Consider the following 14,868-nt stretch of genomic DNA (forward strand, 5'->3'; position numbering starts at 1 on the left):
AGCATTCTTAATAAAGAATGCTTTTTGTGTGTTTTTATTAGTTTAGTTCAGTTAGTTCAATGTTTGAATCCAGTTGTCTTCTTTCCCTGTTAATTCTTGAAATTTGGTATAGATAAAAACCTGATCAAATGAACTGTACCATCTTCTATAGTTTTCATCTAATATACGGTAATGATGAGTAATAATATTTTGTTGCACAATAAATCCATTACTATTTTCTTTTTCTACCCACCACACTTTCCCGCCTAATGTTTTTGGTTTTTCCCCACCGTAGTGATGATGAGTAATTGTTTTTACTACTTCCAATGGAGCTCCACCCAGTGCGTTTTGCAAAATAACACTCTCTTCAAATAAAGCAGTCAGTGCAACAACATGCATCCAACTAGCAGCTTGTCGTCCTTTTTCTATTTGTACCAGCGTTTTCTTTGATAATCCCAGCTTCTCCGCCATTTCTTCTTGTGTATAGGAAAACTCTGTTCTTACTAATTTAAATTGACGTGATAGTAGACTTATTAACTCATCTTTCCCCATAGGTGTCACCTCTGATTCTTTATGTGTAATTTTACACCCATATGTGAATATTGTAAATAATCTGTTTCCAAATAATATACGCTAGAGGCGGATTTGGCACATTCTAAGTGTATGTGTAGGCACACTTTTCCCCATGCTATTTGATTATATATGTCAAAAAAGCAGGCTAATTTCGCCTACTTTTATATTTCTAACCTTGTGGAGTCAAAATAAAACTACTAATTAATATGGGTAAATACCACATCACAAAAGTCGTTACTACTGCAACTGAAACAGGTACACGCAGTATCGTTGCGTATCCAATAGAAGCAATTACCCAGTTCCACACTGTAAAAATAGTCACAAAACCAAGTGCAATAGACAGATGTCCTACTGATAATTGAAAAACATCTTGAAGACTGTATGTAAGAATGGCTAATTTCCACTCCAAAATATGGGTAATCGCTTGCAAAATTAATCCAAGTGTAGGGATCACTTGCAAGAAAATGGCTAATGAGAATAAAGGCTTGATACTTACGCTGCTATGAAAAGCTTTAGCTACTCCATATACAATAAAGGCAATAATAAATATGGATAGTAGAAAAGTAAGAAGATCCGACAGCAATAATCCAGCTGACATATATGTATAAGATATGGTTGGAGGTGTTTGTACAGAATTCAAATCCCATTCTTCCGTTTTTACACGAGTTAGAAATAACATTGCAATTACATGTAATGTACTGAGAATAGCCAAAGGAATCCAAATAATTGGCTGTTCCTTTAGACGTTGAAATTCTATTTGAGGTCTCCAAATCATCCCCCATAAAGACGGTTTTTTCAAATCGTATCCCCTTCTTTTTTGTTGAAATTCACCTATAAAATAATTAGATACCAATTCAGAATTTTAAGGTATGAGCTAGGTATATTTTACATTTTGTATGACTTGGTATCCTATGAAATAATAATACCATATAAGCATAAACACGTATTCTTTTGAGGTGTATAAAATGGATCAAACACAATATGAATGGGTTAAAAAAACAAGAAATGATCTTTTAGACTTTTGCGAAGAAATAGAGCAAAATGATTTCACACGCCAAATGTCGGGATTTGGATTTCCATCTATTCGCAATCTTCTTGTGCATATAGCAGATTGTTATATTGGCTGGATTGGTTCTTTCGTTCTGTTTCAAACCAAAAAGCCACTTACTCCAAAAGAATTTCTCCATCAAATGGGTGTAAAAGCTGTCCGAGAACGTTTTCAGCAATCTGATAGATATGTGGAGCAATTTTTTCAAACATTGTCTCACGAACAAAGAAATACACTTATTACGAAAGAAATCCCTTGGTGAAATACAGAAGAAATCCTTTCGATTACCCCCAACAAACTGCTACTTCACGTTGTAACCCATGAATTCCACCATAAAGGGCAAATTGTTGCAATGGCTCGACAAATGGGATATGAGGAAATCCCTAATACAGATATTCTTGGTACGGATTGAAATCTACACATACAAAAGACCAGCTATACAAGCTGGTCTTTTGCGTTAAACATTGGTATATTCACGAATGGCATCTCGTAAAAATTTTGCTAATCCAGGTTGATGCTTATCATAGTAATCTCTAAATCTCTCATCATCTACATACATTTGCACTAAACCCATATGGGCTTCTTTGCTATAATCATTCCAAAAAAATGTAAGCCATTGTCTGTGAAGTTCAGCAGCTTTCTGGGCGACTTGGCTTATAGGTTTTCCACTTTTATATGCTTCTAGCAGTGTATCCATTACTTCTTTTTCTAATCTAGTTACTTCCTCATAATCGGATTGGGACATATTTTTTAGTTTTTCATTTGAGCTATTTGCCGCATTATCGCCATATTTTCCACGGACTTCTTTACCATATTTTACTTCGTTTTCATCAATGAGATTTTGTTTAAAACCTTCAAATTTCTCTTTATCTGACATTTTCACTCTCCCTTCTTGTGCTGCAATAGTTTTTTTGACATTGGAGATGAGTGCTTCCAACTGCTCTTTTTTCTCGAGTAGTTGATCATGGTGTTGTTTCAAAGCTTCAATTTTATCGAAGTTTGGCGCATGAATAGCCTCTTGTATTTTATCTAAGGAGAATCCAAGCTCTCGGTAAAAGAGGATCTGTTGAAGACAGTCCACTTCTTTTTGTTCGTATATCCGATAACCCGATGAATTAATTTTAGCTGGCTTTAACAGACCTATCTCATCATAAAACCGTAGCGTTCTAGAGCTAACACCTGCTAGTTGAGCTAGTTTCAAAACGGTGTATTCCATTCCTCCACCCCCTAGCTACATTTACGATATACCTTAACGTTATGGTAAGGTCAAACTTTTTTTAATTAGTCTCTGTTAAATCTTCATATTGATATTTGCATGATATTGAAGTGTATACTTCTGGTAAATGCTTTTCTTATACTTGTTCAATTGGCCGTACATATACCATTATTTTTTAAATCCTTTCTGATTGTTTCTTTCCATTTATTGATGTTGTTGATTGCATTCTCCTCTCCACCACTATATAAATCTTCCATTGTCAATGACCATCTTCTATATATACGTTTTCTTTTGTGGTTTGGCAGCGGATTGGTTATTTTGCCAACTTTTAAAATTAGTTCTCTATTTTTCCTAAGAATATAAGCCGTATCCCAATCATTATCAAAAGCTTCGATGAATAAGTTTATCAAATGATTATATCCATCTTTCGTATAGTTAGATGGGTGTTGAATCATATAACAAGAAACAAGCCAAAAATGTAAATCATATAATTTAGGATCGTTATGCTCCCAAACCAGTGGGAATTGAAACATCTCATAGCAGGAAAGTCCATCTGTTTCATTTGCTCCACATTCCATACATTTACCAGACTTCATTATAGTATCATTGTCAACCATTGCAGTTAAATCCTCCATATAAAAAATTACATTTCTCTCATTTCATTTATTCTTTCACGTAACGTAAAGGTAAATGGTTATTTAACTAGCCTAACCCAATCGTTGAATAAGAACTACGTATTAATCATGGTATAAACCTTTTACAGCATACAACCATATGGATATCAATCGATAATATATTTTAATCCTACCCTCCAAATTGCTTTTTCTTGTAGTAAGCTATTTATTCTTAAACTACCCTTTTATATTTTGCGTAAATCCACCCATTCCTTCACTAAGTACTTTGGTGCTGCACGCAAATATGCCTCTTGAATCAGCTCTGTTAATTCTCCCCAATCTTCCTCTTGTGGATTTAGAATAGAAATCCAACCATGCCGACCTATATATGGAGTCACGAAAAACTTCTCTTTTTGGATAAGAATCTCTTGGGTCTCGTGATTCGATTTCAAACATAAACCCGCTCTGCCTGTTATTTTCACAAAAGATCTTCCATGTACTTGAAAAGTAATATTACCAAACCCATCTTCTATTTCTACTGTTTCACGAAGAGTACTGCAAACCTTTCGTGTATTTGCAATAAGAACTTCTTGTGCTGAAGATTGCATATTTCTACACTCCTCTTCCTGTTTTTCTAAATGAATGTCTGATAGAAAAAAGACTTAGAATATCTCATCCTAAATCTTTTCACATACTCGCTAGAAAGAGTTATAAATTCATATCATTTAGTAAATCACGCAATACTCTTAATTCTTCGCTTGTAAACGTAACACCTTTGCCCATTTTCACATGTTCTGGATCCCATTCTCTCAGGTCATACTTTTCTTTTTTGCCATTCCAGCTGATCAGATTTAATTCCTTTTTCCATCCTTTTGGAGATTCAGAGAGAACACCTAAGGTTTTTTTGATCTCATACTTTATTTCTGCCATCGAAAACATCCCCTTGAATTTGTTTATGTTGGTTAATTGTGATATAAATCAATCCATTTGCAAATGTTCGGAAACCTAGATTCTTATAGTACTCCATATTTTCATCAGTGGTAAACAGCTGAATTGCTAACTTACACTCCCTACACTTTGTCACCATTTTATTTATCATATTTTTGCCTATACCTCTACGACGATAATCTGGATCCACAATTAGCCCTGATACCAATGCTACAGTAATCCCATCTGAAATTAATCTTCCTGTACCTACTAATTTACTTTGTTCATATGCACTAATGACATACCAACTGTTGCTGATAGCCTGATGTAATGATTCTTTTGTTAAATGTAGAAAATCATTCCACTGTTCCGTCTCGTAAAGTGTAAATAAATCAAGAGCATTTGGAGTTTCTTCCGTATAAATAATCCCCAATACCTACCAGACTCTCCTTTTTCTATATAATTACTGTGAACTATTATATCAAAAAACCATGACCTCCTCAGAGACCATGGTGAATATGAATAAACGCGGACTTTTTAATGGTGGTAGCATCTATACCTTATTTGGTAGTTATAAGTCTTTGGACTATTTTTTTTAATTTCTTTTGTTTCCATCTATGAAAATAGCACAAAAGACCATTATTCCATATACCACATATTTGCTCATCATTTCAATAAAAAATAATTCCTTCCTTGTTTTCTGCAAACGGGATATAATAGAAAAAAGTTGGCACTAGGGAAGGATTCCCCATGGGTAAGGTCCACATCGACGGACAGGAATACCCCTACGAGAACGGTGGTGAAATCTACATCAGCAACAGAACTGGTGGTGCTTTCGCCATCGGAGACAATGCCGTGGTGAAGTCGTACAACTACTCTCCGGCTCCGGCTAAGCCGGTCGCTGCTCCCAGTGGGCTGAAGCTCAAGCCGGGGATGGGGTTCGTAGAGGTCTTCTTCGATGGGCATTTCGTCAAGTTCGTGGGTGAAGAAACCATGATCTCTCCGACTTCAAGGACTCACTTCAGCATCGGCGGTATCCCGCTGGTCTACCGAGAAGGAGAAGGCAAGCTCTACCTCGAGGAAAACAACGTCGAGCTCACCAACGAGACAGCAGACGTGTTCCGTTCGAAGGGCGTAGAGGTCCACTTCGGTTGCTAACTCTAGGGTCGAAACTGCTCTAGAGCTAACTGCTGACCTGTCGTAGGTTGGCAACTGGGCATGTCACATTCGATAAAGAATGAGGCGTGCCCGGTCTGGTTTTTATCGGTTAATAATTCTAAAAATAGTGATCGCAATTATGTAATTGAATCTAATAAATAAGTATGAGAAATGGGAGAATCACTGAAAGGACCCTCTTTTTTCTTTATCTTTGATAAACGTTATGTACCTCTGATGTTTCATTGTACCATCTATATCGAATTTATAATCAACTTCTCTGATTAACAGCGCAAAAAATTAAAAAGTACTCCCTACTGCTTGTTTGTAGAAGATACTGACCCTCACGAAATTATTTTTGCCCAGAAAATCTAGAGTAAATTCGTATTCCACAAAAATGAGGAGTACTTTTTAAGAAACCTATTAAAAATTAATCGCAGACATAAAACACGAGTCTGCTTTTCTTTCCTACATTTTTTACTCATTCTAAAAAAATGTTGATTCAACACCCACATCGGATGACAACCTACCTATCGTTCAACTTCCGCCACCACAGGAACCACAACTACTACAAAATGAACGGCTGCTACATGAACCTCCACCACTGCCGCCTGGACAACTGCTACTGCTATTTTTTCGTTTATCTCCATCATCGCAAAGTTCTCCACAGACACCCGCTATTCCAATTACAAAAAATGACACAATAATATTCATAACCATAATATCTATCAGAAATTCGCCAACTCTTCTAAGCGAAAGATGGTTTCTGTCTATATTATATCAATTTATAATAATTACTGTATTTATACTTTGAATTATCTTTACACATAAAATTATATAATCTACATTTCTTTTTGTTCTGTATCCTTAGCAATGGAATCGATTCGATATTATGTCTAAAAACTCAAAATTCGGTACGTTTTTTAGACCTCCATTTCTTCATCATGCCTCTGCTCCTTTTTTTATAACAAATTGATAATCTATCCTCACTATTTATTCCTTTTCGACAGTATCTCTAGCTTTTTGTCTTCGCTATATGCTAAGAGAAATAAAAATGAAAATATAGATAAGAGCTGTTTCTATTTATCTATTAATCCATATGATAACAATAAGATTTCAAGTATAATCCAAGGAGGTTTTTTTGTGATACCAGAATCGAGTGGTTTAAACCATAATGAACTCATCCAAGAAATCAACAAAATTAAAGTCACAAAGCCATTAACTAGAGAGGCTATCATTCATAATCCAACGGATTTATCTGTTATAAAAAACGAAAAAAGCCGGGCTGTCATTGGCATTGATGCAACACATTGTGCTGTCTTTTATACTGATGAGATAAAAGCAGAGAAAGAGTATGAAGCTCTTCGATCAGCTGCAAAAATAGGGATAGCTCCGCAGGTTTTCGGAAGAAAAGGAACGTATGTAGTGATGGAGCCCATCCATGCACCTACTTTAGCAGACTATTTAGCCAATAGTTCCATAACATTAGATTTAACGAAGCAACTGCTTCAACTTCTGCACGATTTTGAAAAAATCGGATTTACTCGATCAGATCAAAAACCAGAGTATATCTATATGATGCCTGATAACAGCTTGAAAGTTGTAAATCTATATCGACACAATAGATTACCAGCAAAAACACTTCCAAAACGCATCATGAGAGGTATGGGGAGTCAATTAGCGTTGTTTTTACAATACGTAAAAAAATTGGAACTAGATACTTATAGAAGATGGAGAAAACATCCTGATTTCAATTCCGTTTTGCTAAAAGCAAAAGAAGTCTCAAAATTAAAAGGTAGTACGTAATGAACGTAGCCATGATAGGTTGGGAATACCCTCCACAATTCTCGGGCGGTTTAGGAATTCATTGCCAAGCTATCACTCATGGGTTAACAAATCTAGGTATTTCCATTAATTTTTACTTACCTTGTTTCCATATAAATACTTTTGAAATTCCTGACGGTATGAAACTTTATCAAGTAATGCTGGAACATTCGGTAAACAATAATTCATACCTAGGAAGTACCATGTGGGACATGGTTATAAAGTTTCAGCAACAGTTAGAATCCATTTTCCAGCCGGATGGGATTGATCTTATTCATGCACATGATTGGATGGGGATACTTGCTGTCACACCAATCGTCCAAAAATATAAAATCCCCTTAATTTGGACAGTACATTCTACTGAATATGATCGTGCTGCTGGAATGCCCATACATCCAGCCATTTATGCAGTTGAACGGGAAGCCTTAGAAATGGTGAAGCATACTATTGTTGTCTCTAATAAAACCAAACAAATTTTACTTGATAAATACGATGCTGACTCTAAACATATAACTACCATCTATAATGGAATTGATTTTGAAAAATACAAAAAAATTGCTGATCGAGATTATGAGAAAACAGATGGATATATCCTATTTCTTGGGAGAATCACTGGACAAAAGGCGCCAGATATTTTCTTGGAAGCAGCAAAATTAGTTATTGCAGAGCAAAAAAATGTACATTTTATGATGGTGGGTGAAGGCGATTTACTGCATAAATTAAAAATGTTAGCACAGCGCTGGAAGATCGATAAAAACGTAACCTTTACAGGAGGTATATTTGGAGAACAACTACTATCTTGTTATCAAAATGCTTTACTATATGTTCTTCCATCTCGGTCTGAACCATTTGGAATAACAGTTCTCGAAGCAATGGCTGCTGGAATCCCAAGCATTATCTCATCGACTACAGGTGTAGGTGAAATTGTGAATAACGTTTATATCGTTGAACCTGAACAACCTACAAAGCTGGCTCATGCAATGCTCACCTTACTAAACGACAGTGCACAACGCAAATATTTAGGACAGCAAGGTTACCAAGAAGCCCAAAAATGGTCTTGGACTCGTGTGGCGAAGCGAACAAGTCTACTTTACCAAACAACCAAAAATGATTTGTCCAAATAACTATCAATGTGAAAGGAGAATTTACGAATGGACAAATTCCCTTCTCTTGAAGAGATTCGCTCGATCTATGAAACGAATACGAACAACAAAAGACATGTTACCAAAGTAGAACTAATTTCTATATTACCAAGATTGCAAGATACTATCTTAGAATACCTTGTTACTTACGTACAAGAAGGAAGCATCAAGAAGGAAGCAGTCATTGGTAAAGCGTACAGTCAATACGAGAAAGGAATCTCTAGTTATCATTTTTTAAAATTTATTTGGACAAATTCATTTTATGATTTACAACAATTTAAAGTTGTTCGTCCGATCGCTTTCATACCAAAACAAAACTTCTTTCTAATGTCTAAAGCACCTGGAAGGAAACTAGAAGAGTGCCTCTATGATCGTACACTTGATCATATTCATATAGCTAATCAAATTGCAAAATGGTTAACTCATATGCACAATATTCCACATACATCTTTCCAAGTTAGCACGCCAAAAAGAACAAATCCTGAAATTAACCGATATTCTCATGAATTAATTGTATTACTCCCTCATAAACAATCTAGAGTTACATCTATATGCCAGCAGCTATCCAAAAAACTAAATTCATTACTTATTGATCGAGCAGTGCTTTTACATGGGGATTTTCATACTCGGAATATCTTTTTGACTCCCTCCCAAGTTGTTGCGATTGATTTTGATCATCATTTTATCGGAGATCCTGCTTGGGAGATCGCTTATCTCATTTGCCAAATTGAAATCAGTAGTTACTTTAAACTGGGGGTATTTGATGCTTTTTCTGTCATGATTCAAAAAATTATAGCTACTTATCTACAAGCGAATCCCTTTTATGACTGTGATCAATTTTATGATCGTCTTTCCTTTTATCGTGTTTGCTGCTACTTAGAAAGTCTTCATTATGAGTTATGTGTTTTAAAAACTGGAAATCAAGTGATTCCAGAACCCTTTTTACATCATTGTCAAACATGTTTACAGGGAAAGAGTATTTTATGATTAAACAGGGTATGCCTTTCGCTATTGTCCATCATGCGAACCAATATCTCATTACAAATGGTTACCTCAATCGACCGGGTATTTCTGAAATTATTGGTTCTCCTGACGCATCTTGTGGACTTCGAGCAGTCATGCACCTTCATTCTTTGTATAATATTCCTTTTCATCTTCATATCAGCGGAACATTTATTGAGGCATGCGCTTGGTACGATCCCTTATTTTTAGAAGAGATAAAAGATTTACAGGCTCATAGACTCGTCGAAATCATTGGATCAACGTATGCACAAAATATCATGACACTATTTGACTGCAAGCAAAACAAATTTCAAATCCAAGAAGAACTTGATTTGATTCACACTTGGATTCACCCTAATCGTCAAGCAGTAAAGGGATTTTGGGTTCCCGAACGAGTCTGGGATACACATAAATTAGCCAAATTACTGACTGACTCTACCCTAAAAAATCACGGATTTCAATATGTTCTTGTCGATGATCGCCTTCTATTACAAAATGATGCACGAAAAAAATACGATCAAAAACCAATCTTTCAACCTGAACTTTTTCAAGCATATCGTATTCGAAATGGAAATGGACTCATTGCTCTTCCGCTCTCCTATCCAATAAGAATATCAGTACCTTTTGAAAAAAAGATACAAGCAAAAAATTTCAGCCAAATCTTTGATCAACTATACAAAGCAAATCAACAAGAACAAAATTTGATTGCTATTTATGGGGATGATATGGAAAAAGTTGCTGCTATTCCTCCTTGGAATCCTCAAGCTCTCATTCATTATCAACATTTTTTGGATTGGTTGAGCTCAAATAAAAGAATAGAACCTGTCTTACTTCAGCAATGGCTATCGAATCAAGTAATTGAGAGTGAAATTAAAATTGGAACAGGAAGTTATCGAGAACTAGCTACTGAATTTGGAGCTGGTGAAGATTATCAAAACTGGGCCAATTCCAAAGCCTGGGCTCCTTATCAATCGATTCTAAACAAAACTTGGAAAAAACTTAATAAACTATCTACCCATAAAAATGTAGATTGTTCCCTGCTTACACTAGCTCATAAACATTTTTCTGCATGTACGTATGAAACAGCTTGGCATGATGCGGTCAACAGCATTCATTCTGATGGTAACCAAAGCATAGCAATGCCTGCTCCATGGGCTCGATCGCTTGCAAGTCATGCAAAAACCAGTTCGATTCTAATAAAAGCTGCTATCTGGAAAAAAGACCATGGTAGCACTAACTTTCTCCATTGTGATATAGCTGATATAGACGACGATGGTCATAAAGAAGTAATCTTACGAAACCATCTGATCGCCGCAGTATTCTCTCCAAACTTTGGGGGAAGACTGATATACCTTATCTCATATCTATCAAATCAAGATGCTCTAGTCGTTGGAAATCCATCTGATGATTGGAATTGGCTAGAAGAACCCAACGATTTCATGGATTCTCCGATGAATCATCCTGGTGCATTTGCTGATCACCGATTTGAACATGATAAATATAAGATTCACTCTCTATTGGCAAATAAACAACGTACAGAACTAATTCTTATGAATGATCAAAAAGATAGTCCAGCATTTGGTTTAATCAAACGCTTCACCATCGAACACCACTCCTCTCAAATTCATGCCAGCTATGAACAAATACCACCGTCCATCCTCCCCCTTTCCTTAGATATTGGACTATCTCCTGATTACTTGCAATTACTCCGTAATGGACGTAGAAATATTTTGCCCTACCAACATAAAAACAGAAAAGGATTTCAAAATGGAAACCTGATTGCTTGGATGGAGCCTAAATCAAATCATATCAATTGGATATTTCCTCGTAATCCCATTTTTGGTCATGGATTTTGCTTGAGTTTCCATATTACTTCCTCATCGGCTGCCTTATGTTTAGGTATTGCAACTCATCCTAACAGAAAGGAGGATGAAATATAGATGTCTAAATCGATACAACCTATCCGACTAATCGAACGTATGCCCCTTGGTTACTCCAAACCTCAACGTATACTCTTTAGTGATGGTAATTCGTATGTCGTAAAATTTAAAAATAACCCTTCTGGAACAAGAATATTAGTAAATGAATACATTTCTAGCGCGTTGGCTCAATTGCTCGCCCTACCTATCACTCCATTTCAAACTGTAGAGATAGACCAAAATTTTATCCATCAGTATGAATCATTTACAAAATACAGTTTTCATAGTGGTACCCAATTTGCTTGTCTTTATATTGATAAATGTAAGCATCTTACTTTTTCCAGTGACATATTGATACAAAACAGAGAACACTTTGCAGGAATTACTGCCTTTGACCTTTGGATCAACAATACAGATCGAAAAGTAGGAAATGTTCTACTAGAACCTCAACAAAATGATTCCTACTATATGTACATGATTGATCATGGTCGCATATTTGCAGATGCCAAGTGGACCATAAAAACATTTGATAAAAAGCCAAAAATAAAACTCAAACAAGATGTTCATAAATGGTTTATTTCTCAACTGCCTAATAAAAGTGAAATCCAAACAGCTGTAGAAAAAATCCAAACTCTTCCAAATGAAGAGATAACTAAAACGATATATTCCATTCCCGCAGATTGGGATGTTTCCGATGATGAGAAAGCTGCAGTTGTTTCTTATTTAATAGAGGCAAAGCAATTTTTGTCTCATATAAAATGGAAAAAAAAATAAAAGGTTCTATCCAAACGTTAGGGCAACTTTAGACTTGGATTTCCAAGTCTTTTTTCTTTGTGCTACTGATTGCTATCCATCATCATTATTATGTAAAATGCTCACTAGACGGTAAAAATAAGAGGAGCATGTCAAATGTTAACTATTGGTATTTTAGGATCAAAACAATTTATTGATACAATCTCGAAACACTATAGCAACTACCCAGATATTACTTTTATTTCCTATCTCTATCAATCTCCTAAAGACACGGAACCCTATATAGAAAAAGCATATCAAGAGACTGACTTTCTTTTATTTTCTGGAATCATTGCTTATTATCATGCTAGAAAACAACTGCAAAAGTACCCATTAAACAGCATGTATTTGTCTTTTCGAGAACTTGTACTGAGTCTGTCTCTTTTTTCGATTCACTACCATCACCACTTCCCCCTTCACTCTTTGTCGATTGATCTTCCAGATAAAAGCGTTTTAGATGGATTACTAAAAGAATTACAAATAACAGATAAACCATATGTAAAAGACTATGCCTGGATTTATCAATTGGAACAGCACAGGAATAGTCTTGATATCGAATCTTACATTCGGTTTCATGTAAATTTGTTTCATCAAAAGAAAACAACATTTGCACTCACCAGTATTCACGCAGTGTATGACCAACTTCAAAAACACAATATTCCTTCCATTTACATGATGCAACCTTCTACATTACTAAAAGAAGAATTAGAAAAAGTGGTGACCTTAGCAAAGTTAGAAAAGGCAAAAGATGCGCAGATCGCAGTTATTTCTGTTCATACCTCCTTTCCAGATACTCAAACAGATAACCATTCACTACAGCTCGCTATCTTACAAAAACTGCAAAAAATCGGAAGAAAATTAAATGCGCATGTTTCGATGGAACAAATGCAGCCATTTTTGGTATATACCAATCAAGGCACTTTGGAGCAATTTCAGATTGAAAATGTGTTACAGGAGTTAGACTCTTTGACAGAAGGAATAGATTTAAAATTTGAGGTGGGTATTGGATATGGATATACGGTACAAGATGCCGAGAGTCATGCATCACAAGCTTTATCTTACGCAGCCAAACAATCATCCAAACATACTATTACTTATTTAATCGATGAAAGAAAACAATTAAAAGGACCTTTATTTCAAAACGAAAAAAACATTTCCCTGCAAAACGAAGATAGTAATATTCAACAATTAGCAGCACAATGTCAAATAAGCACCAAAAATTTGCTTCGTTTTATTGAATTTGTTCGTGTCCATCAATTTCGTTCTTTTACCGCTTCTGCATTAGCATCCTACTTGAATTTAAGTAGACGATCAGCAGAGAGACTCATAAAAAGGCTACTAGAAAAAAATTTATTACTTGTTACCGGTGAGGAACAACCTTATGAACAAGGACGGCCTCGTGCTCTATACAATATCTCAGAAAAATTTAAACAACAAATAACTATTAAAATTTTACATTGACATTTAACGTTTACATCAATAAAATCATGTATAACTAAATAGCGACTATATAACGACGACATTTCTATTTGAGCAGAGGAGGAGCATCTTTGAAAATTGTTCAAGCAGATATTTACGGGATTCACCTGCCTTTAAAATCTCCATTTGTTATTTCTTATTCTTCCTATGACTATATGCCTTCTATTATTTTACGGTTAAAAACAGATGAAGGGTTGGTAGGATATGGAGAAGCTGTCCCGGATGAGCATGTGACAGGAGAAACGTTTTTCGGTGTCATTAACATTTTAAAACACCATCTACTTCCTGCTATCATGGGACAAAATCCTTTCTCGATCGAACAAATTCACCATATACTCGATCAAGCGATCTATGCCAATCCTTCTGCAAAAGCTGCCATCGATATTGCCTGTTACGATCTAATGGGAAAATTTCTGAGTCAGCCTGTATATCAATTAATTGGAGGCGCAGTTCATGAATCCTTAACTTTCCCAGCTGTATTGAGTATCGATGATCCTGATGTAATGGCTCAGAAAGCAAAGAAAGCGATCACAGAAGGTTATCTATACTTAAAATTAAAACTTGGCCGTGATCCCCAGGAAGACGTTGAACGCGTAAAAGCAATTCGCCAAGCAATAGGGGATAAGGTTACCATCTGCATTGATATTAATCAAGGATGGGTGAACTACTCACAAGCGATTCAAGCCATTGAACAGCTTACTTCCTATCATGTCGCTTGGGTGGAACAACCCATTCGTATACAAGATATCGACGGACTTGCAGAAATAAAAAAACATACGATGACACCTATTATGGCTGATGAAAGCGTTCATGATGGTTATCAGCTTCTAGAAATCATCAAGAAACAAGCAGCTGATCGCATTAATATCAAATTAATGAAATGCGGGGGTATTTATCCAGCTGTCCATATGGCAAAAATGGCTGAGTTTGCTGGTCTCCCTTGTCAAATAGGCTCCATGGTCGAATCTTCGATTGCATCTGCCGCAGGTTATCATGTTGCAAAATCACATCGTAACATTACCCATACAGAACTAACTGGCCCTCTCCTGTTTAGCAAAGATATCGGTGATCTTCAATACACGCTTCCATATGTTGAATTAACGGATCGAGCTGGGTTGGGAATAGAAGTGGATAAGCAGCAATTACATGAGCTGATGATTACACAGGAAACCATTATGTATTCTTCATAAAACAGTCG

At 35.8% G+C, this 14,868-nt stretch carries 16 protein-coding genes and 1 pseudogene; 9 read left to right on the forward strand and 8 right to left on the reverse strand.

Annotated elements, in window-relative coordinates:
• Positions 1 to 51 precede the first annotated feature (51 nt).
• Together GSM42_RS15740 and GSM42_RS15745 are read right to left on the reverse strand one after the other, a co-directional pair.
• Positions 52 to 531, reverse strand: a complete 480-nt coding sequence (locus GSM42_RS15740) for a helix-turn-helix transcriptional regulator (protein ID WP_160802496.1) — start codon at positions 529 to 531, stop codon at positions 52 to 54.
• A gap of 190 nt (positions 532 to 721) precedes the next feature.
• Complete coding sequence (locus GSM42_RS15745; protein ID WP_160802497.1) at positions 722 to 1,351, reverse strand: YIP1 family protein; 630 nt, start codon at positions 1,349 to 1,351, stop codon at positions 722 to 724.
• A gap of 166 nt (positions 1,352 to 1,517) precedes the next feature.
• Between GSM42_RS15745 and GSM42_RS15750 the strand changes: the two are divergent.
• Positions 1,518 to 2,012, forward strand: a pseudogene (locus tag GSM42_RS15750) (DinB family protein).
• 45 nt (positions 2,013 to 2,057) lie between these two features.
• On the opposite strand, the gene GSM42_RS15755 reads toward GSM42_RS15750, so the two are convergent.
• The 5 genes from GSM42_RS15755 to GSM42_RS15775 all read right to left on the reverse strand — a co-directional run bounded on the left by GSM42_RS15755 (position 2,058) and on the right by GSM42_RS15775 (position 4,790).
• A complete protein-coding gene (locus GSM42_RS15755; protein WP_160802498.1) occupies positions 2,058 to 2,816 on the reverse strand; it encodes a MerR family transcriptional regulator in 759 nt (252 codons plus the stop codon).
• 146 nt (positions 2,817 to 2,962) lie between these two features.
• A complete protein-coding gene (locus tag GSM42_RS15760; protein WP_160802499.1) occupies positions 2,963 to 3,433 on the reverse strand; it encodes a DUF5946 family protein in 471 nt (156 codons plus the stop codon).
• Between the two features lie 242 nt (positions 3,434 to 3,675).
• On the reverse strand, positions 3,676 to 4,038 hold the full coding sequence (locus GSM42_RS15765) for an MmcQ/YjbR family DNA-binding protein (protein ID WP_160802500.1): 363 nt from the start codon (positions 4,036 to 4,038) through the stop codon (positions 3,676 to 3,678).
• Between the two features lie 100 nt (positions 4,039 to 4,138).
• Positions 4,139 to 4,360: a YdbC family protein gene (locus GSM42_RS15770; protein WP_160802501.1), complete on the reverse strand. Its 222-nt coding sequence runs from the start codon at positions 4,358 to 4,360 to the stop codon at positions 4,139 to 4,141.
• Complete coding sequence (locus GSM42_RS15775; RefSeq protein WP_160802502.1) at positions 4,341 to 4,790, reverse strand: GNAT family N-acetyltransferase; 450 nt, start codon at positions 4,788 to 4,790, stop codon at positions 4,341 to 4,343. Before GSM42_RS15775 ends, GSM42_RS15770 begins: the two co-directional genes overlap by 20 nt.
• 317 nt (positions 4,791 to 5,107) lie before the next feature.
• Here GSM42_RS15775 and GSM42_RS15780 point away from each other — a divergent pair, with 317 nt between their 5' ends.
• Positions 5,108 to 5,515: a hypothetical protein gene (locus GSM42_RS15780; RefSeq protein ID WP_160802503.1), complete on the forward strand. Its 408-nt coding sequence runs from the start codon at positions 5,108 to 5,110 to the stop codon at positions 5,513 to 5,515.
• 527 nt (positions 5,516 to 6,042) lie between these two features.
• On the opposite strand, the gene GSM42_RS21055 is transcribed toward GSM42_RS15780, so the two are convergent.
• The gene (locus tag GSM42_RS21055; protein ID WP_275402164.1) at positions 6,043 to 6,165 is read right to left on the reverse strand and encodes a hypothetical protein; all 123 of its coding nucleotides are present in this window, start codon (positions 6,163 to 6,165) and stop codon (positions 6,043 to 6,045) included.
• Positions 6,166 to 6,655: 490 nt separating this feature from the next.
• On the opposite strand from GSM42_RS21055, the gene GSM42_RS15785 reads away from it, so the two are divergent.
• From GSM42_RS15785 to GSM42_RS15815, 7 genes are all read left to right on the forward strand, one after another.
• On the forward strand, positions 6,656 to 7,318 hold the full coding sequence (locus GSM42_RS15785) for a hypothetical protein (protein ID WP_160802504.1): 663 nt from the start codon (positions 6,656 to 6,658) through the stop codon (positions 7,316 to 7,318).
• Complete coding sequence (locus GSM42_RS15790; RefSeq protein ID WP_160802505.1) at positions 7,318 to 8,460, forward strand: glycosyltransferase family 4 protein; 1,143 nt, start codon at positions 7,318 to 7,320, stop codon at positions 8,458 to 8,460. Before GSM42_RS15785 ends, GSM42_RS15790 begins: the two co-directional genes overlap by 1 nt.
• A 27-nt stretch (positions 8,461 to 8,487) precedes the next feature.
• Complete coding sequence (locus tag GSM42_RS15795; RefSeq protein ID WP_160802506.1) at positions 8,488 to 9,465, forward strand: aminoglycoside phosphotransferase family protein; 978 nt, start codon at positions 8,488 to 8,490, stop codon at positions 9,463 to 9,465.
• Positions 9,462 to 11,420 (forward strand): hypothetical protein, encoded by a 1,959-nt coding sequence (locus GSM42_RS15800; RefSeq protein WP_160802507.1) that lies wholly within the window; start codon positions 9,462 to 9,464, stop codon positions 11,418 to 11,420. Before GSM42_RS15795 ends, GSM42_RS15800 begins: the two co-directional genes overlap by 4 nt.
• Positions 11,421 to 12,173 carry a HipA family kinase gene (locus GSM42_RS15805; RefSeq protein ID WP_160802508.1) on the forward strand — a complete coding sequence of 251 codons (753 nt, stop codon included), beginning with the start codon at positions 11,421 to 11,423 and terminating at the stop codon, positions 12,171 to 12,173. It abuts the gene before it with no gap.
• Between the two features lie 135 nt (positions 12,174 to 12,308).
• Positions 12,309 to 13,652, forward strand: a complete 1,344-nt coding sequence (locus GSM42_RS15810) for a hypothetical protein (protein WP_160802509.1) — start codon at positions 12,309 to 12,311, stop codon at positions 13,650 to 13,652.
• 89 nt (positions 13,653 to 13,741) lie between these two features.
• A complete protein-coding gene (locus GSM42_RS15815; protein WP_160802510.1) occupies positions 13,742 to 14,860 on the forward strand; it encodes a mandelate racemase/muconate lactonizing enzyme family protein in 1,119 nt (372 codons plus the stop codon).
• The last annotated feature ends 8 nt before the right edge of the window (positions 14,861 to 14,868 follow it).

It is taken from the genome of Shimazuella alba, assembly GCF_009831235.1.
Classification (GTDB): Bacteria; Bacillota; Bacilli; order Thermoactinomycetales; family Thermoactinomycetaceae; genus Shimazuella; species Shimazuella alba.